Origin of the sequence: Oceanobacillus timonensis, assembly GCF_900166635.1 — a bacterium.
GTDB classification, from domain to species: domain Bacteria; phylum Bacillota; class Bacilli; order Bacillales; family Amphibacillaceae; genus Oceanobacillus; species Oceanobacillus timonensis.
This window is the reverse complement of the sequence record NZ_LT800497.1, coordinates 3553952-3580116: the sequence shown is the minus strand read 5'-3', so window position 1 is coordinate 3580116 and position 26165 is coordinate 3553952. Positions and strand designations below refer to the sequence as shown.

Genomic DNA, 26165 nt, shown 5'->3' with positions numbered 1-26165 from the left:
TTTGAACATCTGAAGAACAAAAAGGAAGTGCTCCTCCCAGCAGGACGCACTTCCTTTTTTGTTCTTATAAAAATGTATTAATCGCATCTACCAAACTGTAAGTACCAAGAAAGATAACTACGGCAGTGACGAGCCAGCCCAGAATATTTAACCATAACCGGTTTACGTATTTCCCCATTGCGTTTTTCTTATTCACGACAACCATAATGAAGATCGCAATAACAGGTAAAATAATGCCATTTAACGCCTGGGCGACAAGTAACACTTCTAACGGTTCAAACTCAATAGCCGAAGTGATAATGCCTAAAATAATAACAGCACTGAAAACGGCTTTATATTTTTTATTAGTGAATCCGCCTTCCCATCTCATAAAACTGCTTACGGTTACAGCAGCTCCCATTGGAGAAGCGATAGCAGATGAGAAACCAGCAGCAAACAGGCCGATACTGACAAAGATTGGAGCCAGGTCTCCCATTAAAGGTTCCAGCGGAGAAGCAAGCTGAACGACACTGGTCACTTCTGTCCCTTGAATTAATGCACCAGCTGTAATTAAAATCGCGGCGGTAATAAGCCCGCCTACGGTAATGGAAAGAATCGTGTCTGTCCTTACTGCTTTTAAATCATTCACATGACTCCATTTTTCGCTTACGGTGGATGCATGAATAAAGAAATTATATGGAACAACGGTGGTACCGATTAAAGCAATAATCATCAGAATTGATCCTTCTGGGATAGAGGGAAGGAAAGCCCCTTCAAGAACACGGAGAACATCTGAAGCAGAGACAAACATGGTTGTGATGAATGTAATACTCATGATGATAATTAAAACAATCATTACTTTTTCGATAAACTTATATCCGCCAAGTAAGTTCAAGAGTAAAATGATAATTCCGATAATTGGCGCTACATAATTTTCAGGCACCCCGGTTAAATACGAAACACCCAGAGAGGTTCCTAATAAATCCCCGCTTATGTATGCGGCACATCCTACACATACGGCAATCAGTACAATCCACACAGATGCAAATTTCAGAACTTGGTTTTGGAATAATTCCCTGATATTTTCTCCCAGCCCTTGCTTTGTTACGATACCAATTCTGGCTACCATTTCCTGCAGGATAATCGTGGCCAGGATAGAAAAGATAACAGCCCATAATAATGCAAAACCGAATCCTGCACCTGCACGTGTTGCAGTAGTTACCGTACCCGGGCCGATAAAAGAAGCGGTAATAATCGCGCCGGGGCCAATGACTTTAAGCTTCTCCACAACTTTTGATTGCGCCAAGTAAAACTCCTCCTTTGTTTGGTAAGTCATAAAGGGGGAAAACTCCCCCCTTACTACTTACCAGGCGTTTTAGCGAAAAGCTTCGTAAGTACTGATTTTTCTAAGCGTGCCCTCCATGAATATGACCTGCCAGTACATACAACACGGCCGTAGATACAAAGTGTGCTGAATTCTGATTGAAATCTTGCTGCGGATAAACTTCCACAAAATCCATCCCGCAAAGTCCACGCTTAGCAAATTCATAAATCATTGTAAGCAGCTCGTAAGAAGTCAAACCATTTCCATCCACTGGTCCGCCCGGATTGAAAGCAAAATCAAGTACATCACTGCAAATCGTCAAATAGACAACATCGACATCTTTAGAAGCCATTTCATAGATTTCATTCGCGTATTTCTTCAAATCGCTTTGTTCACGAATATCGTTAATGGTCAGTGTTACAGCGCCGGCGTCTTTTGCGTATTTACCCGTTTCCGGCTTATTACGGGGACCTTTGATTCCTGTATGAATTAAGCTTTCATTACGTACACCCTCTGTTTCATATAAACGCATAAAAGGGGTGCTCCTTGCAAATTTATCGCCTTCATGGTGCGGCATATTATCATAATGGGAATCGAGATGGATAATGCCGACTTTTTTCCCGGTATTGGTCAATCCTTTGACAACCGGATACGTTATACCGTGATCTCCGCCCATTCCGACCAGGAACTTACCGGTTTTCCAGAGATCCTCTGCAAAAGCTTCAATGCGGTCCATGGTTTCCGGGACATTATGAGGGATAATGCCGACATCACCGACATCTCCTAAACGTAAATGATCTTCTACATTAATATGGTCGAGTTCCGGAAGATATGTGCTATATCTGGCGGAAGATAAGCGAATTTGCTTTGGACCAAGTTCGCAGCCGGTATAATCTCCCCATGTACAGGCACCTTCCCAAGGAACTCCGTAAATCAATACATCGGTATCATAATCCTTTTCCTTTGTACTTGTCAGATTTTTAGCGCCTAATAAAGGAGGCGTATTTCCATAAATATTTGTACTCATTACCATTCTCCTTTGTTGAATAGAAGTAGATTTGTCTATTGTTTTTAAACAATCATAGAAAGGTAGATTGTTTCAAAAACAATACGGCATTCGCATCGAGTCCATTTAAAATAATCTCTTATTTCATATATTCACTTCTGGAAAAAATTAAAACCTTTTATTTCGTTACAGAGAAAGCCATTAGGTAATATTCTCTAATGGCTTTCTATATATATCATTTATTTAGCTAAATAAGAATTTTACCAAAAATGAATGCCTTATTTTTCTGTGATGCTATCGATAGCATGTAACAGCTTCGTCATCTGTTCTTTTGTTCCAATAGAGATGCGCAAATAGTTTTCCAGTTTTGGTTTATTGAAATAACGGATTAAGAAGCCTGCTTGTTTGAGCTCGGTGAATAGTTTCTCCGCTTCTATATCTGCTGGAGAAGCGAGCACAAAATTCGCTTGAGAAGGAGGAACGTGAAAGCGTCTTTTCTCTAATTCCCGCCGAAAATATTCTCTTGTTGCTATAATTTCCTTCCGTGTTTTCTCAAAATAAGCCGTATCTCGAAATGCTTCTATGGCTCCGGCGATGGCTAACCGGTCAATGGTATAGGAATTAAACGAATCTTTTACCCGGTTTAATCCTTCAATCAAGTCCGGATGCCCCATTGCCATGCCTACACGCAGACCGGCAAGCGACCGGGATTTAGACAGCGTCTGCACAACCAGTAAATTCGGGTAACTGTCTATTAAGGAAACTGCTGATTTTTCAGCAAAGTCAACATACGCTTCATCAATAATGACAACCTGGTCCGAATTGTTTTTTAAAATTGCTTCAATAGCTTCCAGTTCCAGATACAGGCTGGTCGGCGCATTTGGATTTGGAAAAATCACTCCGCCTTCAGAATGAAAAAAAGATTCGGGAGAGATAGTAAAATCCTCCTCTAAAGCTATTTCATCCACATCCAGCTGATATAGCTTGGCATACACAGGATAGAAGCTGTAGGTGATATCTGGATATTTAATGGCTTTTCCAGGTTCAAAAAATGTCATAAATCCAAGTGCAAGTACTTCATCTGATCCATTGCCGATAAAGACTTGTTCTTTTTTTAAACCGTAATAGTTGCCTATTTCCTCCCTAAGCTCATCTACCGTTGGAGAAGGGTAAAGTTGTAATTTTGTTTTTGCCTCTTCTTCAATCGCAGTCAGAACTTTTGGAGAAGGAGGAAAGGGATTTTCATTTGTATTTAATTTAATGATTGCAGGGTCATCTAATTGCTCTCCAGGAATATAAGGTTCCAGCTGTTTAATTAATGGATTCCAGAAGTTACTCACGATGCTGTCCCTCTTTTTCAATATGACGCTCGTTTAATATTTTTTTGATATCTTTCGAACGGACACCTTGCTCTTCCATCAATACAAGCGAGTGATATAATAAATCAGCTAATTCATTCGTCAACTCTTCTTTGTCATTATTTTTTGCCCCGATGACAACCTCTGTTGATTCTTCACCGATTTTCTTAAGGATTTTATCGAGACCTTTATGAAACAGATAGGTTGTATAAGCACCTTCCTGCGGATTTTCTTTACGGTCTTTAATTTTGTCCGTCAGCTCAGTGACCATAGCGAATAACGGCTTTTCCGTTTCTAGTAAGGTTGTTTCAAAACAAGTCGTCGTTCCTTTATGACAGGCAGGTCCTAGCGGCTGTACTTGAACAACTAAAGCATCCTGATCACAATCGACCGAAATTTTTTTAACCAGCTGTTTATTTCCGGATGTTTCTCCTTTATTCCAGAGCTCGTTGCGGCTTCGGGAGTAGAACCATGTTTCGCCGGTTTCTAATGTTTTTTCGAAAGCAACCTCGTTCATATAAGCTAAGGTTAACACCTTTCCTGTTGCGTAATCTTGGACGATGGCCGGAACCAGTCCATTTTCATCGTATTTGATTGAAATCTCCATTATGCTCTCCTCCTCATTGGTATTCCTTGTGAGGATAAATAATTTTTTAATTCCTGAATAGGAATCTCCTCGTAATGAAAGACTGATGCGGCAAGCGCTGCATCCACTCCTTCTGCAAAAGCTTTTGCAAAATGCTCCGGTTTGCCTGCTCCGCCACTGGCGATGACAGGAATATTAACGGCATCTGCAATTTTTTTGGTCAATTCGATTTGATAGCCGTTTTTTTCACCGTCCGCGTCCATTGCATTGACAACAAGTTCACCAGCGCCAAGCGCTTCTCCTTGTTTTGCCCATTCCACGGCGTCCATTTCCGTATCTTTTCTTCCCCCGTTAATAAATACGTGAAACGCACCATCTGATGTTTTTTTAGCATCAATCGAAAGCACAGTGCATTGGCTGCCAAACTTATCAGAGGACTCCGTAATTAACTCTGGACGCTGTACAGCTGCACTATTTATCGAGACCTTATCCGCACCAGCATGGAGCACACTGTGAATATCTTGTATGGTCCGAATACCGCCGCCGACCATAAAAGGGATAGCAATTTCGCGTGCCACGTTTTCAACCACATCTAAGAAGATATTCCGCTCTTCACTGGAAGCTGTAATATCATAAAAAACGAGCTCATCTGCTCCTTCCTTATTATAACGGGCAGCTAATTCTACCGGATTGGCGACATCTTTAATATCTTGAAATTTCTTTCCTTTGACAACCCGTCCTTTGTCTACATCAAGGCAAGGAATAATTCGTTTAGCGAGCATGATTATCCTCCTTTAAGACATCTTCCAGCTGGAGGCTTCCATCATACAGCGCTTTTCCAATAATGGCACCATAAAGGTCCAGTTCCTGCAGATTCGTCACATCTTCTTTCCGGGAAACTCCGCCGGAAGCAATAATATTCATATTGGTTGCTTCCTGCATGGCTTGCAGTTCCTCCAGATTCGGACCGCGCAGCATGCCATCCTTTAAAATATCGGTATATACAATCGTTGTTAAGCCGGCTGCTTCTAATTCTTTCGCAAGGTCAGCAGCTTTCTTATCGCTATTCTTTGTCCAGCCATCTGTTGCGATATAACCGTTTCGTGCATCGAGCGAAACAGCGATTTTATCCCCATATAACCGAATCGCTTCTGAGAGCATAGCCCAATCGGTAATAGCCGAAGTTCCAAGAATAACCCGAGCAGCACCGCCGTCCACATACTCTTTTATCGTGTCTAAGGAGCGAATACCGCCGCCGACTTCGACAGGGATGGATAACGCCTGAATGGCTTGAAGGATAACCTCTTGGTTTTTGGCTTCTCCTGTTTTGGCTCCGTCTAAATCGACCATATGGAGGAAGGTTCCGCCAGCCTCCTGCCATTTTATTGCTGTTTCTACAGGGGAGTCATTATAAGTTGTCTGCTGATTATAATCTCCCTGCTTCAGGCGAACACAGTTGCCATCTTTCACATCTATTGCTGGAAAAATGATCATGAAATCATCTCCTCATAATTTTTCAATAATGCAACACCGGTATCCCCGCTCTTTTCCGGGTGAAATTGCATACCTGTAATATTTTTATCCTGTACAATCGCTGGTACGCGTCCACCATAATCTGCGCTGGCAACCAATGTATGTTCTTCCAGTTCATCAATTGCATACGAATGAACAAAATACACATACGGGTTATCGCCAAGCTGATGTAATAAGCTTTGAGACTGATTAGGTTGAAGGGTATTCCAGCCCATATGTGGAACTTTCACGTTATCTGAAATACGTTTCACGGAACCGGATAGCAGGCCAAGACCGGTACATCCGTCGTTCTCTTCACTAAATTCATAGAAAAGCTGCATCCCGAGACAAATTCCTAAAATCGGTTTGCCGTTTGCTGCTTCTTCTTTCAATAAGGTGTCTAACTGATAACGTTCGAGTGCTTCCATTGCATCCTTGAAGGCACCAACGCCGGGAAGGATAATAGAATCTGCCTGATGAATTTCTTCCGGGTCCATGGTCAGCTTAGAGGTTTTCCCTAATTTATCTAATGCAAATTGCAGGCTTTTAATATTCCCTGCACCGTAATCAATGATGGCAATCATATCTCAGGCTCCTTTTAAGATTTTATAGGCTTCCTTTGGTAGAAGGGATACCTTTTATGGTTGGATCGATGGATACAGCTTCGCGGATGGTGCGGCCTAATCCTTTGAAAATCGATTCAATCATATGATGTGTATTCGTTCCATAGCGTACTTCTACATGCAGCGTCACTTTGGCATGGCTGGTAAAACCAATCAGAAATTCTTTCACTAGTTCTGTATCAAAATTGCCGACTTTATCTTTTAATCCATCTACCCGGTAGACTAAAAAGGAGCGGCCGCTAATATCGATGGAAGTCGTAGAGAGTGATTCATCCATTGGCGTTGTTGCTGTGGCATAGCGTTTAATGCCTTCCTTTGTTCCTAGCGCTTCTTGAAATGCCTGGCCAAGAACAATACCGATATCTTCTACTGTATGATGCTGATCCACTTCTAAATCTCCATCACAGGCTACTTGCAAATCCAGTCCGCCATGTTTTGTGAAGAGCGTCAGCATATGGTCTAAAAAGCCGACACCTGTGTTTAGTTCGGACTTCCCTTCTCCGTCCAGGTTAAGTGCAAGGGATATCTTCGTTTCTTTTGTTTGCCGTTCTTTTTCAGCTTGACGCATTGTCGTTCTCCTTTCGAATTCGAATGGCATTGGCATGACCAGTAAGGCCTTCTGCCTCTGCAATCGTGATAATGGAATCTGCATGGTCCAGCAGCCGTTCTTTGGAATAATAAATCGTGCTTGATTTTTTCATGAAATCATACACACCGAGCGGAGAAGAAAAACGCGCTGTTCCATTTGTCGGCAGGGTATGGTTCGGACCTGCAAAATAATCCCCTAATGGCTCACTGGAATAGGCCCCAATAAAAATTGCTCCGGCATGCTTGATTTTTTCAACTTGTTCTTCCGCGCGCTCGCCCATTAATTGCAGATGCTCAGGAGCAATGGAATTAATCAGTTCTATTGCTTGTTCTTCATCATCACAGATAATGATTTTTCCATTTGCCTGGATGGATTCTCGAATAATATCTGCTCGTTCTAATAAAGAAGTTTGCCGGTCTACTTCGTTTTGAACTGCTTCTGCATATTTCCTATCTGTCGTTACGCAAATGGATGTGGCATCTTCGGCATGTTCTGCCTGCGATAATAAGTCAGCAGCAACATAAGAAGCAGGAACAGTGTGATCAGCCAAAGCACAGATTTCACTCGGACCTGCAATCATATCAATGGCAACATCGCCAAATACCCATTTTTTCGCACGGGCAACAAAGGCATTGCCAGGGCCGACAATTTTATCTACTTTAGGAATGGATTCCGTACCATAAGCTAATGCTGCAACAGCTTGTGCACCGCCGATTTTGTAAACATCGTTTGCGCCGGCAATTTTCGCCGCGGCCAGAACAACTGGATCAATGCTTCCGTCAGGACGGGGAGGGGTGGTAATAACAACCTGCTCGACACCAGCAACAACAGCTGGAATAACATCCATTAATACGGTAGAGGGATAACTTGCTTTTCCTCCTGGAACATAAACACCGACACGATCCAGCGGCGTTACTTTCTGACCAAGGCGAATGCCAGGCTGTGGACTGAATTGAAAACCTTCCTCTTTGGTTCTTTGTTGATACTGACGAATGTTTTCTGCAGCTTCTGTTAATGCTTTGAAAAGCGCTGGCTGTTCCGTTTTTATTTTGTCATCAGCTGTACGCCATTCTTCTTCCGAAACAGATAAGAAGGACAAATCAGCCTTATCAAACTTTTGGGTATATGCAAGTGCTGCTTCATCTCCGCGACTCTGTACGGCGCGGATAATTTCTAAAACCTGTTCATCTAAATTTTTCTGCATCAACTGTGTTTCTTTTTCGGTGTTCGCTATATTTTGTTTATACGTTTCATAACGGAGAATTTGCATTTTCTTCACCCACAACCTCTTCCAATTTTTTAAGTACGTCCTGAATTTCTTTAGAACGTGTTACAAAGCTTGCTTTATTAACAATAAATTTTGTACTGATGGTTTCAATGTCTGCTAATACTTCCAGTCCATTTTCACGCAAGGTATTTCCTGTCTCGACAATATCAACGATGTAATCGGCAAGCCCAATCAACGGTGCCAACTCAACAGAGCCGTTGAGATGAACTGTTTCAATGGACTGATTGCGCTTTTCAAAGAAATTTTTAGCGATATTGGGATATTTGGTTCCAATCGTTAACGACTGATTATCTGGAAGCGATACGCCTTTTTTTCCGGCAACAGAAAATTTACACTTTCCAATCCCTAAATCGAGGATTTCATAAATATCTGCCTCTGTTTCGATAATATTATCTCTGCCGACAATCCCGATATCGGCAGCGCCTTTTTCTACATAGATTGGGACGTCCATCCCTTTTAAAAAGATTAATCGTAAGGTTTTATCTTTATTGAAAAAAACAAGTTTACGGGTCTTTTCATGGAACCCTTCAAAATGAATGCCTGCTGCTTCTAATAAATCAATCGATTGCTTCGCAGGACGTCCTTTTGCTAAAGCGATAGTGACTGGCTGCATTATTCAACATCCTTTCTTACAAACCAATCCAGAAATTCCTGATCCGTTTGAAATTCCTTGGATTCTTGCTCTTTACTATATACCAATTTGTCAGAGTTTACGAGTATCTCCGGCGATGCAGTGTTTGCCTTGGATTTTTCTGACGTATTGATAATAACAGCATGATTTGCTGCTCTTAACGATGCAGCAAGCTGAATGGCGCGCTTGCGTTCCGTTCCTTCATCATTTATCCGGATAATTTCTTGTTCTGTAAAAGTGTAAGGCAGCAGATGAACAAGTAAATCGACTTCAAAAGCAAATCCGATTGCAGGTGTTTCCCGGTGAAAAGAACGGCTTAAATAATCATAGCGTCCTCCCATCATGATAGGTTGACCGAGTCCTTCTGCAAAGCCTTGAAATATAATGCCGGAATAATAATTCATATGGTTAATCAGCCCGAGGTTGATCGAAATGTAGGAATCAACCTGATAGTCTTGGAGAAGCTGATACACTTTAGATAAATAGTTCAGTTCTTCTCGCATGCGATCTGTAGAAATGATATTTTCTGCTTCATCAATAACAAAGCTGGCGTCTCCATATAACATCGGAATTTTACGGAGTTTCTCAATTAACGCAGTTTCCAGCCCCAGGTCTTTTAAAAAAGGAACAATTTCTGAGATGTTTTTGGATTGGATATATTGATCCAGTTGTTTTTGCTGCATTGCGGTGAGGTTCGCTTCACGCAGCAGTTCTTTATAAAACGTTGCATGGCCGATCTCCAATTTGAAAGAAGGAATCTTTAATTCTTTTAAACTGGTAACTGCCAGAGCAATCAACTCCGCATCTGCTTCCGGGGTACGTTCTCCAAATAATTCGACACCAGCCTGTGTGCGGGAACGTTCCTCTGTTGTGGAACGGAAAATATCCAATACATAAGAGAGTCTGCCGGATAGGCTCTCCTTCTCCAAGTTTGTATAGTACCGGGAAATCGGAATCGTTGCATCAGGTCGCAGAACAAGTACTTTGCCAGATGAATCAATCAGCTTTAACATATCATCTGTATCGACGGTTCCTTGCACATCATTATATAAATCATAGTCTTCAAAAACAGGTGTCTCTACCTGTTGATAGCCGAATGTCGTGAATCGATTGGTTAATTTATGGATGACATGACGTTTTTTAGCAAATTGTTTCGGGTAAAACATATCATGAAGTATTTGTTTATTTCTCATAGAATTCTCCTTCTAATGAATCACTTTACTAATTTAATGCTTTATCTAATTAAAGTTATTTAGTATTATAGTAATGTTCAGAAAAAAAGTCAATGAAAGGGGCATAACTTTTATGTACGATTTCCATATGCACTCGAACTTCTCGGCAGATTGTGATGCAGAGATGGAGGACATGATTCGGGAAGCGATTAGAAAAGGACTCAAAGAGATTGCATTTACAGAGCACTTAGATGTGGACTACCCGGATGAGGAATGGGATTTCAGCTTTGATCCGAAAGCTTACCAAAAAAAATTAGAAGGATTACGTGAGAAATATCAAAATGACATTCAAATACGAAAAGGGATTGAAGTAGGCGTGCAGCCGCATGTTCTTGGACAAACCTCTGATTTTATCAAACAATTAAATCCGGAATTTGTCATTTGTTCGATGCATTCGACAGATAGAAATGATTTGCACTCCGGCGAATTTTTTGAGGACAGAACTGTGGATGAAGCGTATCGTATTTATTTTGAAGAGTATTATGAGTGTATAAAGAAATTTAAAGATTATCATATTTTAGGCCATCTTGATTTAGTCAGCAGATATGTATCTGGCGGGTGGGAGCATGTGCCGGTGGATATTCTGGAAGACATTTTAAAGCTGGTTATTTCAGAAGGAAAAGGGATAGAATTAAATACCTCAGGCTATAAATATGGAATGGAAGCACCGTTGCCAAGTAAAAATATATTACGTTTATATCGTAATCTTGGTGGCGAAATCATCACGCTGGGTTCTGATGCACATCGTCCGGAAGAAATTGCTGCTTACTTTAAGGACGCTAAAGAGATATTAACAGATTGCGGATTTTCTTATATATGCAGTATGCACGGAGAAGAAGTGCATTATTACCCGTTAAAGTAAAGGCTTATTTTGTCGAAGGCTTTCCAATTTCACGCACAGGATGGGAAAATTGGAAAGCCTGGCATACATAAATTGACGTTTTTCTAACATATTTGTGAATATGTAAACGTTTTAAGATAAATGTGTTACGATAAAAGTAGGAATACAATACAAAATCGGGAGGAATAGGAATGAGTTTTAATATTTTAGTAGCTTATGACGGATCCGACCTTAGTAAAAAAGCAGTAGAAGAAGCAAAAAATCAGACAAAATTAGCGGAGGATGCAGTCATACATGTGGCAACTGTTATTTCCAATGGCGGTCCAACGATGAATGCTGCTTTGGCTCGAAGTTTTATGAATGATTTAGCGGATGAGGCGCGTCCGCCTATTGAAAAAGTTCGCGAAGAAATGAAACAAGAAGGAATTGACAGTAAGGCAGAGATTCTGATGGATTATACCTTCCGTAACCCAGGCGCACAATTAATTGATTATGCCAAAGAAAAGGATATCGATTTGATTGTTTTGGGAAGCAGAGGTCTTGGAGGCGTAGGCAGATTTATTCTGGGAAGTGTCAGCAGTCAAGTTGTTCATCAGGCACCATGTAAAGTACTGATTGTCAAATAAGGGAGCAAAAAAGAAATCTAAAGCTTTGGGATAGGCAATCCTTGGCTTTAGATTTCTTTTTTGTCTAAAAGTGACAGGTAGTCTGTTATTTTGTAATTGTTGATCATTACTACTTCCATACAGCTATTGACAAAGACCAGAAGGTAAGGTATAAGGCAATCGCTACGTCGGAAAGCGGAGTGGTTGGCTGGAGCGCAGTCTATACAGCCTTTCCTGTTCAACAAATAGAAAGATGATTGAACGAAAAGCAAGCATGATAATAGAGATTATATTCATCCTGAACAGCAAGGGGTATATGCTTCTTCTTAGGTGCGAAAGTGGAGTATAAATGTTTAAAAAGCGAAAAAACCTCTTGACCAATAATGGGCTCCTATGTATAATTTAAATCGTAATCGTTACGAAAAGTAATCATTACGTATTAAGAAGGGAGCATCTATATGAAGAAATTTTGGCAATTAGGAATAATTTTAGGCTTTATCAGTTTTCTATTTATAGCCGGCTGTCAATCCGGGGATGGAGAAGCAGACAGTCAGGAGGAAGGAACAGATAATCAAGAAGAAGTGAGTGAAGAAGAGGAGCATCATCATGATCATGGCGATGAAGAAGTTTCTTTTGATGATGTACCAGAAAATATAGAAATCGAAGGGTTATCCGACCATTACCATACAGGCGATGTTTTTAAATTAGAAGCAGTAACGGAAGAAGAAGGGTTGGATCATTGGCATTGGTACATACGTGATTCTTCTGACGAGGAATGGACAGTAGCAGAAGATCAATATGAAGACTCTTATATGGGAGACGCGGAAGTAGATGGACAGGAAGTCCTTGCTGTTCTTTATGATGATGAGCACGAGCCGGTTGCTAAATCTCCTGTTACTGAAATTACGATTGATGACCATGAGCATGGACATCACCATCATCATGGAGATGATGAGGAAAGCCAGCAGATCGCTGAAGGGTATTTTGAGGACGAGCAAGTAGAAGACCGCCCGCTCGCTCAGTGATTGGGAAGGAGACTGGCAATCCGTCTATCCATATTTAGAAGATGGTGCTTTAGATGAAGTATTTGAGCATAAAGCAGAAGAAAGTGACGATATGACAGCGGATGAATATAAAGATTATTATACTACTGGCTACGAAACAGATGTAGAGCGTATCGTTATTGATGGAGATGAAATCACTTTTTACGAAAATGGCGAAGAGCACACAGGAACGTATGCTTATGACAGCTATGAAATTCTTGAATATGAAGCTGGAAACCGCGGCGTTCGTTATATTTTCGAACTAGAGGGAGAAGATGACGAAAACCTGCCGGCATATATTCAATTTAGTGACCATGGAATTGCTCCTGGTGAATCATGGCATTTCCACTTGTTCATGGGTGATGACAATGAAGAGGTATTAGAAGAAATGGACAATTGGCCGACTTACTATCCATCTGATTTAGGTGAAGATGAGATTGTACATGAATTAATTGCACACTAAGATTTAAAGCAAATGGAAGCTGTTTTAACATGCAGTTTCTATTTGCTTTTTTTCATTAGATGAGGGTTTATAAAACAAGACATATAATATGAAGAAATCTGTATTGGCACTTTTCGTTTTACAAAATACACATGATTCTCAAACTCTTTTGTATTTGTTATATTCCTTTATTTATTGTTTCTGAGTAAATAACATACCTATATCGTAAAAAAAAATATATATAAAGGTTAAGAAATGGTGTTCCGAAAAAGGAACGATGTTATAATAGCTACGTGCTTTTGGTTATGATACAAACACAGATTTACAAAAGAAATAGAGGGAAATAAATAGATGAAAAAGCAGATTGTTATTATTATTTTAAGTGTACTCGTTGTCAGCGGTGCTGCTTTGAGTGTTTACTTTTATCAAAAGGATAAGACGCAAGCTGGAGAATATACAGGAGCACCGACTGTTTTTATACATGGTTATAAAGGGACGGAAAGATCGTTTTCCCATATGCTTGACCGTTTTGAAAATATGTACCAATGGGGAAATAAAGGTTTTATCTATTATGTGAAAGAAAATGGAGATATCGTCGATTATAACTTAAATAATGGAAGATATGCGCCGACATTTGTGCAGATTGTTTTAGAAGATAATCGTGCCAGCTTTGAAGATAGTACGGAATGGGTCGCCAAAGTGCTGCTTCATCTAAAGAATAATTATCGAGTGGAAGAAGTGAACTTAATCGGACATTCAATGGGCGGTATCTTAGCAGTGAAATATACAATGGAATATACACGAAATGAATATCCGACAGTCAATAAACTGGTTGCAATCGGCAGTCCGTTTGATGGTATTTATAACCAAGGATATTTTGAAATTCATCAAGATGCGGCGGCGGAGGACTTGAAGCCGGATTCGCATGCATTAAATATGTTGCGGGAAAATATGTTTCCGGCAGATGTAAATGTGTACAGTATAGCTAGTACCGGAGATTCTGTTGCTGTGCCGGAAAGTGTGAAAACATTGAGGTATATGATACCCGAGAAAAATTTTAAAGAGACCATTATTGATGATCCGCATCTCACACACAGTGCGTTACATGAAAGTTTGCAAATTGATAAATTGATTCATAGCTTTTTGTGGCAAGATTAATCAGATTCAACTACAATAGTATAGGATTGTTTTATCAATATAAGTTTCACTTTATTAAAAGGACTTCCGTTATATGAAAATGGACGGCCGCAGCGGCTGTTTTCATACAGTCGAAAGAACAAGTAAGAATAACAAAGTCAAAATAGCTACATCGTTTTTGACAGATAAAAGGATTGATAGCATGAATAAATACCATCATCTCTATGAACAATTAAGTCAACATACAGATAAAAATAATGTCCTGATGAATGAGCCGATTAGGAAACATACGTATACCAGATTAGGCGGGACGGCGGATTTTTATATTACTCCATCAACGTATGAAGAGGTACAGGCGATTATCCGTTTTGCCAACCAGGAAAATGTACCATTTACAATGCTGGGAAATGGTTCTAATTTGATTGTGAAAGATGGAGGCATCCGCGGGATTGTGATGAACTTGCAGCAATTGTCGTCGATTTGGAGAGAAGGAGAGAACGTCATCTCCCAGAGTGGGGCAAGAATTATTGATGCCTCTCGTTACGCTTTAAAAGAAGAACTTGCCGGACTGGAATTTGCTTGTGGAATTCCAGGTTCAGTTGGCGGAGCATTGTATATGAACGCAGGGGCGTATGGCGGAGAAATTAAAGATGCTTTGGAAAGTGCCGTGGTTGCAACAAAAGATGGTGACCTGCTTACATTACCTGCTGGCCAATTAGGCTTGAGCTACCGCACAAGTAATATTCCGGACAATGGATATATTGTCCTGGAAGCAACATTCGCTCTCAAACCCGGTAACAAGGAAGAAATTAAAGAAGCGATGGATGATCTTACATACAAAAGAGAATCCAAACAACCGCTTGAATACCCGTCTTGCGGCAGCGTGTTCAAACGTCCTCCTGGTTTTTTTGCCGGAAAACTGATTCAAGACAGTGATCTTCAAGGGAAGCAAATTGGAGGAGCAGAAGTTTCCACGAAACATGCCGGTTTTATTGTTAATAAAAATAATGCAACAGCATCGGAATATATTTCATTAATTGAATTTGTCCAGGCAGCGGTCAAAGAAAAGTTTGCTGTGCAGTTAGAGCGTGAAGTGCGGATTATTGGTGAAGACGGGGAAGAAAACAGGTAATAGATATATTCCGGGTTTCGAAGCTGATACCTGGAATATGTCTTATACTATGCAATGATTAGGGAGGTTTCACGGGCAGTTGTCATATAAAGTAAGATTGACATCCCAAAGGTTCCTTCTTATAATTGGTAATGTTAGTTTCAATTAACAGGTAGAGGTTCTTAGCGTAAACCCTCTCTAAAAAACTAAGGACAATTTGTGATTATCCAGTCATGTTCCTTAGGGGCATGGCTTTTTTGTGTTTAAAAGCATGAAAAGAAAAATACAGATGTACATCAAAGGAGGTGGAGCAACATGGCAGGAAGAAGTGAGAAAGAACTGCAGGAAATGGAATTATTGGGAAATCAGGAGACTTCCTATGCATTTAATTACACCCCGGAAGTGTTAGAGACATTTGATAATCAGCATCCTGGCCGGGATTATTTTGTTAAATTAAATTGTCCGGAATTTACAACACTTTGTCCCAAAACCAATCAGCCTGATTTTGGAACCATTTATATCAGCTATATTCCGAATATCAAAATGGTAGAAAGTAAATCGTTAAAATTATATTTATTCAGTTTCCGAAACCATGGTGATTTCCATGAGGATTGTGTCAATATTATTATGAATGATTTAATCGATTTGATGGATCCGCGTTATATTGAAGTAAGAGGAAAGTTTACACCGCGCGGGGGCATTTCCATTGACCCATATTGTAACTATGGAAAATCGGGTACGAAATTTGAAACAATGGCGGAAAACCGGTTGATGCAACACGATATGTATCCGGAGAAGGTAGATAATCGATAGAGGGAAACGTTAGATCCTTGAACCTTTGGAGAGAAGGGAACAGGGTAATGTATATTTATTTTAATGCTATTTTTGTCGGCTTGTTATTATTGTCGAATATTTTGTCGGTCAAACTATTTCAAATGGGAAGTATTGTATTGCCGGCAGCAGCGATTGTTTATGTGATTACTTATCTGATGACGGATGTGATTGGGGAGGTTTATGGAAAGAAAGCGGCCAGAAGAACGGTTCAGGCCGGATTTCTCACACAGGTGCTTGCGATGATATTTATCTATATTTCCATTCAGCTTCCACCAGCTGCGGATTTTCAGTCACAGGCTGCTTTTGAAGAAATTTTCAACGGGAGCTTCCGGATTATTCTGGCAAGCTTGGTTTCCTATTTTGTGAGCCAGCATCTGGATGTCTCGATTTTTCATACTTTAAAACAACGTCATGGAAGAAAAAAGTTATGGTTGCGTAATAATTTATCAACGATGACCAGTCAGCTCTTTGATACCATTTTGTTTATCATTATCGCTTTTTGGGGAGTTGTCCCGACCTCCGTGTTATTGGGAATGATTGTATCGCAATATATATGGAAGTTTACGGTGGCAGCGGTGGATACACCATTTGCGTATCTGCTTGTCCGCTGGGCGCGTAAATATGAAACAAAACATCAAACAGAGTTAGCAGAGGCTTCTTAAACAGGAAAAGCTAAAAGTTAACATTAATTAATAAGGAGGAAAACCAGTCAGGTACGATATCTGGCTGGTTCTTCTTTTGTAATACATATCAAAGTCCCTCTGTGATATAAAGGGAAACTTCAATCAGTGGGGTTTTCGACGCACAAGGTGTGCTAGTGCAAACATTGCGACGTCCTGTCCCAGGCGCCTTGATGGCCTGCATCCTGTAAGCCGGAATGAATCGACAGTTACTGGCTGATCTATCTCTCACTTAGAAATCATAATTTTCCTTCATTTCTTGAAGTAGGAATCTTATAGCCAGTCAAACTGCGATAAATAAAGGTGGATAAATGATTTTGCAGTTAATATGATAGAAATAGATTGAAAAGGGATACAGAGTTCACTAGGATAGAAGATAAGAAGAAACAATGGAGGTATATCATGGGGTCTTATATAGCAGTAATTGCTGTTTCTGTCATTGTAGTTGCAATGGTTGTTATTTTATCTTTAGTTACTTTGTCCAAAGGATATGGATATAAGCATACAATTGATCCGCTTCCTGGTGAAGAAGAGAAGAAGGATAAGGACAGTGCTGAGGAGAATCAGAACGAAGAAAAGAAATAAGTTTTTTAGGAGAAGGTCATGAAGAGAATGGGTTTATTTATGATTGCAGTGTGTGCCGCTGCTGGTGTTTTATTTGCTGTTTATTCGTTTTATTCTACAGATCAGGCAATTTACGTAGCGGTGGATGGAAGCGATCGAAATGAAGGTACATTGGAGCGTCCCTTTCAAACAATTGCTAAAGCCAGTGCGGAAGCGGAGGCAGGCACGACGGTGTATATCCGGGAAGGGACGTATAAAGAGCCGTTAGTTGTCCAGCACAGCGGCACGGAGCACAAGCCGATCACCTTTCAAGCGTATGAAGAGGAAGAAGTTATTTTGGATGGTGAGAATCTGAATGCTGCAGATGGTAATCTTGCGCTTGTTGTTCTGGAAGGAAAAAATGACATAAACATAGAAGGATTAACTTTCAAAAATGTAACAACAGGTATAATGGATGAAACAGTAATGGGGATTTTTATCACTGGTTCCAGCAGTCATATTACCGTGAAGAATAATACTGTCCAAGGAATAAAAACATGGCATAAAGAAGGAAATGGACATGGAATTGCGGTATATGGTACTGACTCGATGAAGGATATAAATATCATAGATAATATCGTGGAGGATCTAAAGCTGGGCACCAGTGAATCCATTGTATTAAATGGAGATATTGATGGGTTTGCGGTAGATGGAAATACGATTCAGTACAGTGATAATATCGGAATTGATTTGATAGGATATGAAGGGGTTGCCAATAATCCTGCTGCGGATTATGTCCGTAATGGGACGGTACAGAATAATACGGTCCACCATGTCTCCTCGTTTACAAATCCGGCGTACGACGGCGAGTATAGTGCGGCGGCTATTTATGTAGATGGCGGAAAAGATATCCTGATTAAGAAAAATGAATTATATGAGAATGATATAGGGATTGAAGCTACTTCAGAACACGCCGGGAAATATGCTGAGAATATTCAAATGACAGATAATCTGATTTCGAATAACTTTTATACTGGAATAGCTATAGGCGGCTATGATGAAGAGAGAGGCGGCACTCGCAATACGCTGATGATGAATAATACCCTGTATCACAATGACATGAAAGACTTAGACGGCGGACAGCTTTTGCTACAGTATAATGTACATGATAATGAAATAAAGGAAAATAAATTTACGGCTGGTCCATCACGTATTTTCATTGCGAATTTCTTTCGAGAAAACAGAGATAATTATCTGGGGGAGAATATGTATTATCGGGAACAGGACAAAAAAGGCATCTGGATTTGGAAGGACGAGGAATATAACTCTTTTTCTGCATTTAAAAAAGCTTCCGGAAGTGATGAGACTTCACAATATGTGGATGCAGAGAAATGAAGTGGGTTTCGCTGTCTTTGTTAGAGGATGTTTTTTATTCATTCAAATGAGAAGTTTTAGACCTTCCAAAATAGGTAATATTTCTATAAGGGAGGTTTTCCAAAATGGCACGAAAGAAATACTATGTCACTGTTGATACAGAAGAAGTTAGTGAGGTTTCGCTGCCTGAAAACGGGATTGAGTATGAAATATATGCGACACAGGAAGAGGTAAAAGAAATAGAAGTACTGTTTGCGAGAAAAGATAAAAATGCCAAAGATGCAGTTAAATTTGTGGGGAAACCGTTTGATGAGCGGCCTGTAGATAGAAAACGGGATAACTATGAGGCATATCTGATTGCCATTTATCGCAAATTGTATGATTTGGGAACCGATGAAACAAAGAACGAAATAAAAGAACTTCATCTCTTTTAAAAGTAGATGTTTCAAAAAGAAATTCAGGCAGATGGTATGGCGCTTGAATTTCTTTTTTTAATAATTTTGCAGAATATATATGACAGCTGCTATCTTATTCATCTTCAACAGGAGGGCGGTATCCTCGTTGCAGTTCAGAAATGCTCAAACCGAATGTCATTTGCAGATGAGGATAGTCTGGAAAACGGTTGAAATCCCCGCCCCATTCAAACCCTAAATCCTTTGCAATTTCGGCAACTTCAAACCAGTCTGATTCGCCATTGTCATTTCCGTCATAATCGATATCCCAAATAATTTCTCCGTCATTGTCTCGAATGGCATAGTCCACAGCCAGCCCATAATTATGGTAGCTCTCCCCAGCTCTGGCATGCGTTATAATGTCTCTTTCATCTTCCCTGCCTCTTGCATACATTGCCTCTTGTTCTTCATCTGTACGTAAACCATCTGTTATAACGACCTCTATATCTATATCATCAGCACGTTCCATTAATGTTTCTACCGCTTCCTGGACTTCGGGATGGAGATCTGTTATTGTTTCCCCTTCTTCTGCCCGGTCATAAGCAGGGTCTGTCAGCTGATACAGCCAGAAAAGGAAGCCTATAAAAAGAATAATGGCAACCCAGGAAAGCGTAAAATGCTTGAAAGCTTTCATTCGTTATGTCGAACTCCTTTAGTGAAATATTCTTTCCTATTTAGGATAACACGAAGCCTCTTTGAAAGAAGAGTTGAACAACTTAAGAACCATGATTATTGCAGTATGAACCATCTGTTGTGCCCCGTTTGAACAGGGGAGGCAAAGCTCCCACACTGCATATCATTCCATTTTATCTGCAGGATATCATTAGCGAATTGATTTCTTACAGGAATAGGACATATAATAAAGAAAATAGTACTGAAATTTGGAGGTAATAAACATGTATTACCTTATTAGCTGTCTGATAGGCTATGTTTTTGGTTGTATTCATGGTTCACAAATTATTGGGAAACTTAAAAAATGTGATATTAAGGGAGAAGGCGTCAAGAATGCCGGGGCATCGAACACCACCATTTTGCTAGGATGGAAATATGGGGTGATTGTTGCTTTGATTGATATTTTTAAAGCCACGCTTGCTATCTTGCTGGTTTTATTTATTGTAGGAGAGGAAGGGATTCCTGCTGAAGAAGTATCTTTATCTATCTATTTAACTGCTTTATTTGTTATTATCGGCCATAATTATCCAATTACCATGAAATTCAGCGGCGGGAAGGGGACAGCATCCTTAGTCGGTGCACTGATTGCAATTGATTGGCGGGTTGCTGTTATCGGGATTGCTATCTTAGTATTCTTTACTTTTGCAACAGACTACCTTGTTGTCGGTGTTCTGTGTATGTATCTATCGTTTTTGATTACAACATATTATTATTTCGGATTCGAACCGGCGCTGGTGGTAATTGGTTTGACATTACTGTGCATATACAAACATCTGGAAAACTATCGCAGAATTCTATCGAAAGAAGAGACGCGGCTATCCAGTATGTTTAAAAAGAGTGCTTAAAGAGAATGCTGGAAAAGGTACAGTTTTTTGATAGAGGAGCGTGCAGGCATTGGACATTTTATTATGGAGTCTTATCATTATATTATTTATCGTAAGTTTTGTGGGGATTGTTTTTCCGGTGATTCCATCTGTTATCGTTATTTGGGTCGGCTTTTTCATTTATCATTTCCTTATCAATAATGATTCTCTGACCTGGTGGTTCTGGACAGGGATGATTGTTATTACAGTCATTTTGTTGGTAGCGGATATTATTGCTAACAGTTATTTTGTGAAAAAATTTGGTGGCAGTAAAGCCGGTGAAAGAGGAGCTGCTGTAGCGGTCATCGTCGGTTCATTTATTACGCCGCCATTTGGCATTATCTATATCCCATTTTTAACGGTTCTCGTGATTGAAATGATACAGCGGAGAACAGCAAGAGAAGCTATCCGTGCGTCCATTGGTTCTTTTTTGGGTTTTTTAGGCGGATCGGTTGCAAAAGTTGTTCTGCAGTTGATTATGATTGTCTGGTTCTTTATCGCCGTTTGGTTTTAATCAGGTAAGAAAGCAGGAAAAAGTTATACGCTTCTTGACTTTCACCCATGAGAAATATATATTAAAAACATAGCTGAAATGTTGACGGAGAATAGTACATTGTAAATGTCTAACACAGAGAGAAAAAGAAAGCTGAGACTTTTTCATAGACAGACAAGGGAACCTGCCTCCTGAATTCGCCATATAAGGAGATACAGCTCTGAAATTGGCGCGGTTTTTGGACCGTTATCCAATGAAGTGTATATATGTGCTGGATGTGTCTGAAAAAGAAGTGGCCACAGCGTATATATAAACAAGGGTGGTACCACCACGAAGCCTCGGTCCCTTTTTTGGATGGAGGATTTTTTGCGTTCACATGGAATTTTCAAATAATAGAAAAGCAAAATAAGAAAGAGGTGCTTCATTTTGGGTAAGAAAAATAAACAATTTGTAGAGAAAATTACAGCGATGGAAGATGATTTCGCACAGTGGTATACAGACGTTGTGAAACAAGCTGAGCTTGTAGACTATGGCCAAGTACGCGGAACCATGATTATTAAGCCTTATGGCTATGCCATCTGGGAAAATATCAAAGATGAGTTGGACCAGATGTTTAAAGCAACTGGACACACCAATGTGGCTTTTCCGCTTTTTATTCCTGAAAGTTTATTGCAAAAAGAGAAAGATCACGTTGAAGGATTTGCTCCTGAGGTTGCTTGGGTAACACATGGAGGAGATGAGGAATTAACTGAGCGTATTGCGGTGCGTCCGACTTCCGAAGTACTTTTCTGTGATTATTATTCAAGGAATATCCACTCCTACCGTGATTTACCGAAATTGTATAATCAATGGTCCAACGTTGTCCGCTGGGAAAAAACAACACGGCCATTTCTGCGTTCTTCTGAATTTCATTGGCAGGAAGGGCATACAGCACATGCAACAGATGAAGATGCAACTAAAGAAACCAATCAAATGCTTGAAATTTATGCCAAACTGGTAGAAGAATATTTAGCAATCCCTGTTCTGAAAGGAACGAAAACAGATAAAGAAAAATTTGCAGGGGCCGAATTTACTTTAACGATTGAAGCATTGATGCATGACGGGAAAGCATTGCAATCCGGCACATCCCATCATTTTGGTTCGGGATTTGCTGAAGCATTCGATATTACGTATCTGGATGAAAATGGAGAAAGCCAATTTGTTCATCAAACTTCCTGGGGATTATCGACCCGTATTATGGGAGCATTGATTATGGTACACGGAGATAACCGCGGATTGGTCGTTCCTCCAAAAATTGCACCGACACAGGCAATGATTGTTCCAATTGCTCAGCATAAAGAAGGGGTATTGGATAAAGCGTATGACTTACGTGATAAGTTAGCTGGTATTGCCCGTGTAGACATTGACGGCAGTGACAAAATGCCAGGCTGGAAGTTTAATGAATATGAAATGAAAGGTATTCCAGTTCGCATCGAAATGGGACCAAAGGATATTGAGAAAGAACAGGTTGTTCTTGTCCGCCGCGATACAGGCGAAAAAGAATTTGTTGCATTAACCGATGTAGAAGAGCGTCTTACTGCCTTATTGGATGAAGTACAAACATCCCTTTATAGTCGTGCTTTGGAGCATCGTGTAGAAATGACACATACAGCGAAGGATATGGATGAATTCAAAACGGAAATCGAAAAAGGCGGATTCGTCAAAGCAATGTGGTGTGGAGATGTTGCTTGTGAAGAACAGATTAAAGAAGAAACATCAGCTACTTCCCGCTGTATTCCATTTGAGCCGGAAAGTGTATCTGATAAGTGTGTATGCTGTGGCAAAGAAGCGAAAGAATTAGTTTATTGGGCAAGAGCATATTAATCTAACATAGAAAAGGCTGAGAGCAGATCTCAGCCTTTTCTATACATTATTCATCCATGACATCTGCGATTTCTTCCTGCAGTTTATCAAATATTTCCGGGTCAATATCGGAAACTTCATCACGATAGTATTGATGCACAGGTTCTGCAACTTCTCTAAATTCTTCAATTTGTTCATCTGTTAATTCGATAACTTCGGTCGGATTGTCGGTATCCTCATTAATCATATCAATGCCTTCTTGATTTTGGGTGGTTTGTTCCTCGAAGACCCAATCCTGCATTTCTGTTACAGTCTCGTCGACCACTTCTTTTACATTATCATCCAGGCTATTATACCAATCCGTATTAACTGTTGTCATCGCAACATAGTTATTATGATTTGATATAGTAACGGTATCTTGTACTTCATGAAAACTTGCAGATTGGATAAAGAAAATCGGGTTTTCTTGTGCATCCACTGTACCACGATCTAATGCAGTATATAATTCATCCCAGCTTAGTGATTGAACTGTTGCCCCATATGCAGCATAACTTTCACGCATAAGTGGTGATTCCTGGACCCGAATATTTAAACCGCTCCAATCATCCGGAGATTCAATCCCAACATTACTGGACCAGGCCGTTGCTCCTTCTGTCCAGTAAGACAGCGGTGAAATACCATGTTCTTCATATTTTGCACGTAAATCTTGATTCAATGCTTCACTGTTGGTTAATACTTCTTGTACCTGTTCCTGATCAGATGGGAAAAAATAATGCAAAGAGAAAATTTGTCCATCTTGCACTTGGTTCCCTGTAAAGCCTGGAGACATTACCGCCAGTTCCACGCCGCCTTGCTGAAGTAATTGGGCCTGGTCTACTTCACTTCCCAAAGCGCCGAATTCCAATGGTTCAACAGTAATTGCCCCATCTGTTTTTTCATTGATTCGGTCTCCAAATTCTGCCGCATATTCATACTGTACTTCGCCTTGCAGCTCTTCTGTTACAAACTGCCAGGACTGCTCTTCAAATTCGCCATCACCTGATGCTCCGTCACTTTCACCATCGCCTCCGCCACATGCTGCTAATAATAAGCTGAGTGTCAAGATAGCGGAAAGCATCCATACGTTTTTTTTATTCCAAATAATAAATACCCCCTAAAAGTTTTTATATAAAACAGGAATATACCTGTTTCATTAATGAATGAGTATTAATGATAATTGCGGGAAGAAAATTAACAGTACACCGATCAGTAAAAGGATCAATATATAAGGTGGTGTACTTTTGATTACTTCCAGATATGGTTTATTGAATACCGCACTGGCTGTGAAAATGTCAACACCAAATGGCGGTGTGGCAGATCCTAGAGCTGCCTGGAAGGTAATAATAATACCTAAATGGATTAAATCCACTCCTGCTGTTTCTGCTGCAGGTACAAATATTGGTGTTAGTACAAGAATAACTACAATCGGGTCAACAAACATACAGCCTACAAAGAAAAAGATACTGACAATGATAAGTACATAAATAGCGCTTGGATCTGTTCCTAATACTGCTTCGGATACTTGCTGCGGGATTCTTGCGTAACCGAGCACCCATGAGAATAATTGTCCGCCTGCTACCAGTATAAATACGGCTGATGTAACCAATCCGGTTGACAGCGCGATACTTGGAATCTTTTTAAATGAAATCGTCCGGAAAATGAAAACTTCCAGAATAAATGCATACAGGACAGCAATCCCCGATGCTTCCACGGGGCTGAATATGCCTGTATAAATCCCGCCGACAATAATAACGGGAAAAGCTAATGGGAGTAATGCTTTACGAAAAGATTTCCACCGCTCTCTCCAGCCCTGGCGTTTAGCCAGCGGGATATCTTTTACTTTTGCATAAATCACACTATAGATTGCAAAAGCTAAAAACACCATGATACCTGGAATAATCCCGGCAATAAATAGATCACCGACAGATACACCCGATCCTGCTGCTAAAGCATAAATAATCATACCGATACTTGGCGGAATAAGTAAGGCAACATCACTTGAATTAATGATTAAAGCAATGGCACTGGAATCTTTATATCCTGCCTTCAGCATTCTTTCCCGCATTGGTCGTCCGATTGCCACCACTGCTGCTTGGGTAGATCCGGATATAGCGCCAAATATGGAACAAGCAGCGGCTGTTGTTACAGCATATCCACCACGGATGTGACCAATAAAGGAACCGATGAAATCTAACAATCTATTAGATGTTTTCCCTGAAGTCATAATATCTGCCGCAAAAATAAATAGAGGCACACATAATAAGACAGAGGATGAAATTCCTGTTAATAATTGTCCCATCAATAAATCCATACTTAAATTTGGATTAAATAGAAGCATGACGACAACAGGAGCTAAAATTAAAGGAATCATCATCGGAAAATTCAAAAATAGTAATATAACCATTATCGATAATAATGTCGCTAACATAGATTTATCCTTTCTATTCGTTTTTCATTTACAAATTGATATCCTCTAATGTGACATCTCGTTTCTTCTGATCATTATAATCTGGAGCGTCGATTCCTATATATACAGTACTTTTTGCTTTTTGAGTGAAGTTAATATAAGTATTCCGTAAATATTGGATACCTGCTGATAAGAAACCAATTGGGATAAATATACCCATAAGATATCTTGGAAGCTCCAGGGACGTTGTAACAGCTCCTGTATTATATTCGAATATCACAAAGCTGTAGGAGAAGTATGCAAGTATAAACATAAAAATACCTGCAACGAGGTTAATGATAATCATCATTACTTTACGCACTTTAAATGGGGCAAAATCATAAAATGCGGACATACTGATATGTCTCCCTTTTCTTGCTGCATAAGCAATTCCCATAAACGTTGCAATCACAATTGCAAATTGGCTAACTTCATAAGCAAAGTAAAAAGCGCCGGAATTAAAAACTTCTCTTGCAATCACATTACCGATAATCATGAAGGAAATCAGGATGATAGAGAAGCTCAGAATAAACTCTTCCAGCTTCATAAAAGCTTTATCAATCCATTGCAGAATTTTCAATACGTTGTTCCTCCTCTATTAAATATACGCCCAAAAAACT

At 40.0% G+C, this 26165-nt stretch carries 28 protein-coding genes, 1 pseudogene, 1 riboswitch and 1 other annotated feature; of the genes and pseudogenes, 14 read left to right on the top strand and 15 right to left on the bottom strand.

Annotation, left to right across the window (positions count from 1 at the left end; genetic code table 11):
- Positions 1-64: 64 nt before the first annotated feature.
- From B7E05_RS17565 to hisZ, 11 genes are all read right to left on the bottom strand, one after another.
- The gene (locus tag B7E05_RS17565; RefSeq protein WP_179134571.1) at positions 65-1315 is read right to left on the bottom strand and encodes an Nramp family divalent metal transporter; all 1251 of its coding nucleotides are present in this window, start codon (positions 1313-1315) and stop codon (positions 65-67) included.
- A 70-nt stretch (positions 1316-1385) separates the two neighbouring features.
- Positions 1386-2330: an agmatinase family protein gene (locus B7E05_RS17560; protein ID WP_080875418.1), complete on the bottom strand. Its 945-nt coding sequence runs from the start codon at positions 2328-2330 to the stop codon at positions 1386-1388.
- Positions 2331-2587: 257 nt separating this feature from the next.
- Positions 2588-3649, bottom strand: coding sequence for a histidinol-phosphate transaminase (gene hisC, locus B7E05_RS17555; protein ID WP_080875417.1), 1062 nt, complete (start codon positions 3647-3649; stop codon positions 2588-2590).
- Complete coding sequence (gene hisIE, locus B7E05_RS17550; RefSeq protein WP_245833145.1) at positions 3642-4274, bottom strand: bifunctional phosphoribosyl-AMP cyclohydrolase/phosphoribosyl-ATP diphosphatase HisIE; 633 nt, start codon at positions 4272-4274, stop codon at positions 3642-3644. The genes hisC and hisIE overlap by 8 nt, the downstream gene beginning before the upstream one ends.
- On the bottom strand, positions 4274-5035 hold the full coding sequence (hisF, locus tag B7E05_RS17545) for an imidazole glycerol phosphate synthase subunit HisF (protein WP_080875415.1): 762 nt from the start codon (positions 5033-5035) through the stop codon (positions 4274-4276). The genes hisIE and hisF overlap by 1 nt, the downstream gene beginning before the upstream one ends.
- On the bottom strand, positions 5025-5747 hold the full coding sequence (gene hisA / locus B7E05_RS17540; RefSeq protein WP_080875414.1) for a 1-(5-phosphoribosyl)-5-[(5-phosphoribosylamino)methylideneamino]imidazole-4-carboxamide isomerase: 723 nt from the start codon (positions 5745-5747) through the stop codon (positions 5025-5027). Before hisA ends, hisF begins: the two co-directional genes overlap by 11 nt.
- The gene (hisH, locus tag B7E05_RS17535) at positions 5744-6349 is read right to left on the bottom strand and encodes an imidazole glycerol phosphate synthase subunit HisH (RefSeq protein ID WP_080875413.1); all 606 of its coding nucleotides are present in this window, start codon (positions 6347-6349) and stop codon (positions 5744-5746) included. Before hisH ends, hisA begins: the two co-directional genes overlap by 4 nt.
- A 22-nt stretch (positions 6350-6371) precedes the next feature.
- Positions 6372-6956 (bottom strand): imidazoleglycerol-phosphate dehydratase HisB, encoded by a 585-nt coding sequence (gene hisB / locus B7E05_RS17530; protein ID WP_080875412.1) that lies wholly within the window; start codon positions 6954-6956, stop codon positions 6372-6374.
- A complete protein-coding gene (gene hisD / locus B7E05_RS17525) occupies positions 6943-8247 on the bottom strand; it encodes a histidinol dehydrogenase (protein ID WP_080876350.1) in 1305 nt (434 codons plus the stop codon). Before hisD ends, hisB begins: the two co-directional genes overlap by 14 nt.
- The gene (gene hisG, locus B7E05_RS17520) at positions 8228-8878 is read right to left on the bottom strand and encodes an ATP phosphoribosyltransferase (protein WP_080875411.1); all 651 of its coding nucleotides are present in this window, start codon (positions 8876-8878) and stop codon (positions 8228-8230) included. Before hisG ends, hisD begins: the two co-directional genes overlap by 20 nt.
- Positions 8878-10089, bottom strand: coding sequence for an ATP phosphoribosyltransferase regulatory subunit (gene hisZ / locus B7E05_RS17515; protein ID WP_080875410.1), 1212 nt, complete (start codon positions 10087-10089; stop codon positions 8878-8880). The genes hisG and hisZ overlap by 1 nt, the downstream gene beginning before the upstream one ends.
- A gap of 112 nt (positions 10090-10201) precedes the next feature.
- On the opposite strand from hisZ, the gene B7E05_RS17510 reads away from it, so the two are divergent.
- From B7E05_RS17510 to B7E05_RS17465, 11 genes and pseudogenes are all read left to right on the top strand, one after another.
- Entirely contained in the window at positions 10202-10990 is a 789-nt protein-coding gene (locus B7E05_RS17510; protein WP_080875409.1) for a histidinol-phosphatase HisJ family protein, read from the top strand.
- Between the two features lie 170 nt (positions 10991-11160).
- Positions 11161-11595, top strand: coding sequence for a universal stress protein (locus B7E05_RS17505; RefSeq protein ID WP_080875408.1), 435 nt, complete (start codon positions 11161-11163; stop codon positions 11593-11595).
- 437 nt (positions 11596-12032) lie between these two features.
- On the top strand, positions 12033-12599 hold the full coding sequence (locus B7E05_RS22475; RefSeq protein ID WP_245833143.1) for a metal-binding protein ZinT: 567 nt from the start codon (positions 12033-12035) through the stop codon (positions 12597-12599).
- Between the two features lie 43 nt (positions 12600-12642).
- Positions 12643-13080: pseudogene (locus tag B7E05_RS22470) on the top strand (ZinT/AdcA family metal-binding protein); the annotation flags it as partial.
- A gap of 330 nt (positions 13081-13410) precedes the next feature.
- Positions 13411-14217: an alpha/beta fold hydrolase gene (locus tag B7E05_RS17495; RefSeq protein ID WP_080875407.1), complete on the top strand. Its 807-nt coding sequence runs from the start codon at positions 13411-13413 to the stop codon at positions 14215-14217.
- Between the two features lie 181 nt (positions 14218-14398).
- The gene (murB, locus tag B7E05_RS17490) at positions 14399-15328 is read left to right on the top strand and encodes a UDP-N-acetylmuramate dehydrogenase (RefSeq protein WP_080876349.1); all 930 of its coding nucleotides are present in this window, start codon (positions 14399-14401) and stop codon (positions 15326-15328) included.
- Positions 15329-15476: 148 nt separating this feature from the next.
- A riboswitch (PreQ1 riboswitch) is annotated at positions 15477-15523 on the top strand.
- A 99-nt stretch (positions 15524-15622) separates the two neighbouring features.
- Positions 15623-16120: a preQ(1) synthase gene (gene queF / locus B7E05_RS17485; RefSeq protein WP_080875406.1), complete on the top strand. Its 498-nt coding sequence runs from the start codon at positions 15623-15625 to the stop codon at positions 16118-16120.
- A gap of 47 nt (positions 16121-16167) precedes the next feature.
- A complete protein-coding gene (locus B7E05_RS17480) occupies positions 16168-16803 on the top strand; it encodes a queuosine precursor transporter (protein WP_080875405.1) in 636 nt (211 codons plus the stop codon).
- 420 nt (positions 16804-17223) lie between these two features.
- Positions 17224-17406, top strand: coding sequence for a YtzI protein (gene ytzI, locus B7E05_RS17475; protein WP_080875404.1), 183 nt, complete (start codon positions 17224-17226; stop codon positions 17404-17406).
- Positions 17407-17424: 18 nt separating this feature from the next.
- Positions 17425-18759 carry a right-handed parallel beta-helix repeat-containing protein gene (locus B7E05_RS17470; RefSeq protein ID WP_080875403.1) on the top strand — a complete coding sequence of 445 codons (1335 nt, stop codon included), beginning with the start codon at positions 17425-17427 and terminating at the stop codon, positions 18757-18759.
- Between the two features lie 104 nt (positions 18760-18863).
- Complete coding sequence (locus tag B7E05_RS17465; RefSeq protein WP_080875402.1) at positions 18864-19172, top strand: hypothetical protein; 309 nt, start codon at positions 18864-18866, stop codon at positions 19170-19172.
- Between the two features lie 94 nt (positions 19173-19266).
- Here B7E05_RS17465 and B7E05_RS17460 read toward each other — a convergent pair whose 3' ends face one another.
- Positions 19267-19824: a M15 family metallopeptidase gene (locus B7E05_RS17460; protein ID WP_080875401.1), complete on the bottom strand. Its 558-nt coding sequence runs from the start codon at positions 19822-19824 to the stop codon at positions 19267-19269.
- A 262-nt stretch (positions 19825-20086) separates the two neighbouring features.
- On the opposite strand from B7E05_RS17460, the gene B7E05_RS17455 reads away from it, so the two are divergent.
- The 3 genes from B7E05_RS17455 to proS all read left to right on the top strand — a co-directional run bounded on the left by B7E05_RS17455 (position 20087) and on the right by proS (position 23081).
- On the top strand, positions 20087-20707 hold the full coding sequence (locus B7E05_RS17455) for a glycerol-3-phosphate acyltransferase (RefSeq protein ID WP_080875400.1): 621 nt from the start codon (positions 20087-20089) through the stop codon (positions 20705-20707).
- A gap of 49 nt (positions 20708-20756) precedes the next feature.
- Complete coding sequence (locus B7E05_RS17450) at positions 20757-21239, top strand: DUF456 domain-containing protein (protein ID WP_080875399.1); 483 nt, start codon at positions 20757-20759, stop codon at positions 21237-21239.
- Positions 21240-21311: 72 nt separating this feature from the next.
- Positions 21312-21568: a binding site (T-box leader), on the top strand.
- 76 nt (positions 21569-21644) lie between these two features.
- Positions 21645-23081 (top strand): proline--tRNA ligase, encoded by a 1437-nt coding sequence (proS, locus tag B7E05_RS17445; RefSeq protein ID WP_080875398.1) that lies wholly within the window; start codon positions 21645-21647, stop codon positions 23079-23081.
- A 46-nt stretch (positions 23082-23127) separates the two neighbouring features.
- Here proS and dctP read toward each other — a convergent pair whose 3' ends face one another.
- The 3 genes from dctP to B7E05_RS17430 all read right to left on the bottom strand — a co-directional run bounded on the left by dctP (position 23128) and on the right by B7E05_RS17430 (position 26125).
- A complete protein-coding gene (gene dctP, locus B7E05_RS17440) occupies positions 23128-24177 on the bottom strand; it encodes a TRAP transporter substrate-binding protein DctP (RefSeq protein ID WP_080875397.1) in 1050 nt (349 codons plus the stop codon).
- A gap of 75 nt (positions 24178-24252) precedes the next feature.
- The gene (locus B7E05_RS17435; protein WP_080875396.1) at positions 24253-25527 is read right to left on the bottom strand and encodes a TRAP transporter large permease; all 1275 of its coding nucleotides are present in this window, start codon (positions 25525-25527) and stop codon (positions 24253-24255) included.
- Between the two features lie 28 nt (positions 25528-25555).
- Entirely contained in the window at positions 25556-26125 is a 570-nt protein-coding gene (locus B7E05_RS17430) for a TRAP transporter small permease (protein WP_080875395.1), read from the bottom strand.
- Positions 26126-26165 lie beyond the last annotated feature (40 nt).

What these genes read in the sequence shown, in the direction of transcription:
- B7E05_RS17565 (WP_179134571.1), bottom strand. Translation starts at nt 1,315, where the DNA reads ATGACTTACCAAACAAAGGAGGAGTTTTACTTGGCGCAATCAAAAGTT.
- B7E05_RS17560 (WP_080875418.1), bottom strand. Translation starts at nt 2,330, where the DNA reads ATGAGTACAAATATTTATGGAAATACGCCTCCTTTATTAGGCGCTAAA.
- hisIE (WP_245833145.1), bottom strand. Translation starts at nt 4,274, where the DNA reads ATGGAGATTTCAATCAAATACGATGAAAATGGACTGGTTCCGGCCATC.
- hisF (WP_080875415.1), bottom strand. Translation starts at nt 5,035, where the DNA reads ATGCTCGCTAAACGAATTATTCCTTGCCTTGATGTAGACAAAGGACGG.
- hisA (WP_080875414.1), bottom strand. Translation starts at nt 5,747, where the DNA reads ATGATCATTTTTCCAGCAATAGATGTGAAAGATGGCAACTGTGTTCGC.
- hisH (WP_080875413.1), bottom strand. Translation starts at nt 6,349, where the DNA reads ATGATTGCCATCATTGATTACGGTGCAGGGAATATTAAAAGCCTGCAA.
- hisB (WP_080875412.1), bottom strand. Translation starts at nt 6,956, where the DNA reads ATGCGTCAAGCTGAAAAAGAACGGCAAACAAAAGAAACGAAGATATCC.
- hisD (WP_080876350.1), bottom strand. Translation starts at nt 8,247, where the DNA reads ATGCAAATTCTCCGTTATGAAACGTATAAACAAAATATAGCGAACACC.
- hisG (WP_080875411.1), bottom strand. Translation starts at nt 8,878, where the DNA reads ATGCAGCCAGTCACTATCGCTTTAGCAAAAGGACGTCCTGCGAAGCAA.
- hisZ (WP_080875410.1), bottom strand. Translation starts at nt 10,089, where the DNA reads ATGAGAAATAAACAAATACTTCATGATATGTTTTACCCGAAACAATTT.
- B7E05_RS17510 (WP_080875409.1), top strand. Translation starts at nt 10,202, where the DNA reads ATGTACGATTTCCATATGCACTCGAACTTCTCGGCAGATTGTGATGCA.
- B7E05_RS17505 (WP_080875408.1), top strand. Translation starts at nt 11,161, where the DNA reads ATGAGTTTTAATATTTTAGTAGCTTATGACGGATCCGACCTTAGTAAA.
- B7E05_RS22475 (WP_245833143.1), top strand. Translation starts at nt 12,033, where the DNA reads ATGAAGAAATTTTGGCAATTAGGAATAATTTTAGGCTTTATCAGTTTT.
- B7E05_RS17495 (WP_080875407.1), top strand. Translation starts at nt 13,411, where the DNA reads ATGAAAAAGCAGATTGTTATTATTATTTTAAGTGTACTCGTTGTCAGC.
- murB (WP_080876349.1), top strand. Translation starts at nt 14,399, where the DNA reads ATGAATAAATACCATCATCTCTATGAACAATTAAGTCAACATACAGAT.
- queF (WP_080875406.1), top strand. Translation starts at nt 15,623, where the DNA reads ATGGCAGGAAGAAGTGAGAAAGAACTGCAGGAAATGGAATTATTGGGA.
- B7E05_RS17480 (WP_080875405.1), top strand. Translation starts at nt 16,168, where the DNA reads ATGTATATTTATTTTAATGCTATTTTTGTCGGCTTGTTATTATTGTCG.
- ytzI (WP_080875404.1), top strand. Translation starts at nt 17,224, where the DNA reads ATGGGGTCTTATATAGCAGTAATTGCTGTTTCTGTCATTGTAGTTGCA.
- B7E05_RS17470 (WP_080875403.1), top strand. Translation starts at nt 17,425, where the DNA reads ATGAAGAGAATGGGTTTATTTATGATTGCAGTGTGTGCCGCTGCTGGT.
- B7E05_RS17465 (WP_080875402.1), top strand. Translation starts at nt 18,864, where the DNA reads ATGGCACGAAAGAAATACTATGTCACTGTTGATACAGAAGAAGTTAGT.
- B7E05_RS17460 (WP_080875401.1), bottom strand. Translation starts at nt 19,824, where the DNA reads ATGAAAGCTTTCAAGCATTTTACGCTTTCCTGGGTTGCCATTATTCTT.
- B7E05_RS17455 (WP_080875400.1), top strand. Translation starts at nt 20,087, where the DNA reads ATGTATTACCTTATTAGCTGTCTGATAGGCTATGTTTTTGGTTGTATT.
- dctP (WP_080875397.1), bottom strand. Translation starts at nt 24,177, where the DNA reads ATGCTTTCCGCTATCTTGACACTCAGCTTATTATTAGCAGCATGTGGC.
- B7E05_RS17435 (WP_080875396.1), bottom strand. Translation starts at nt 25,527, where the DNA reads ATGTTAGCGACATTATTATCGATAATGGTTATATTACTATTTTTGAAT.